At 68.3% G+C, this 757-nt stretch carries 1 protein-coding gene; it reads right to left on the reverse strand.

The window, feature by feature from the left end; translation table 11 throughout:
- Positions 1–37: 37 nt before the first annotated feature.
- The coding region (sufC, locus tag IF55_RS35590; RefSeq protein ID WP_030893423.1) for a Fe-S cluster assembly ATPase SufC at positions 38–757 on the reverse strand (720 nt) is incomplete at its 5' end.

Genomic DNA, 757 nt, shown 5'->3' on the forward strand with positions numbered 1-757 from the left:
CGGATCGCCTCCGTGTCCAAAAGCCCCGCCGGCCCCCTCACGTGAGCGCGCCGCCCTTCACGTAGGCCTCGTAGCCCTCGCTCTCCAGCTTGTCCGCCAGCTCCGCCCCACCGGACTCCGCGATCCGGCCCTGGGCGAAGACATGCACGAAATCCGGCTGGATGTAGCGCAGAATCCGCGTGTAGTGCGTGATCAGCAGCGTGCCCACCTCGCCGCCGGCCCGCACCCGGTTCACCCCCGCCGACACCGTGCGCAGCGCGTCGACGTCCAGACCGGAGTCCGTCTCATCCAGGATGGCGATCTTGGGCTTGAGGAGTTCGAGCTGCAGGATCTCGTGCCGCTTCTTCTCACCCCCCGAGAAGCCCTCGTTCACGCTGCGCTCGGCGAAGGAGGGATCCATCTGGAGCTCCTCCATCGCACTCTTGACCTCCTTGACCCAGGTCCGCAGCTTGGGGGCCTCGCCGCGCACGGCGGTGGCGGAGGTGCGCAGGAAGTTGGAGACCGAGACGCCGGGCACCTCGACGGGGTACTGCATGGCCAGGAACACGCCGGCGCGGGCGCGCTCGTCCACGCTCATCTCCAGGACGTCCTCACCGTCGAGGGTGACGGTGCCGCCGGTGATGGTGTATTTCGGGTGGCCTGCCAGGGAATAGGCGAGCGTCGACTTGCCGGAGCCGTTGGGGCCCATGATGGCGTGCGTCTCGCCCTGCCGCACCGTCAGGTCGACGCCGCGCAGGATTTCCTTGGTGCCATTGTC

Source organism: Streptomyces varsoviensis (genome assembly GCF_000718635.1).
Lineage (GTDB): Bacteria > Actinomycetota > Actinomycetes > Streptomycetales > Streptomycetaceae > Streptomyces > Streptomyces varsoviensis.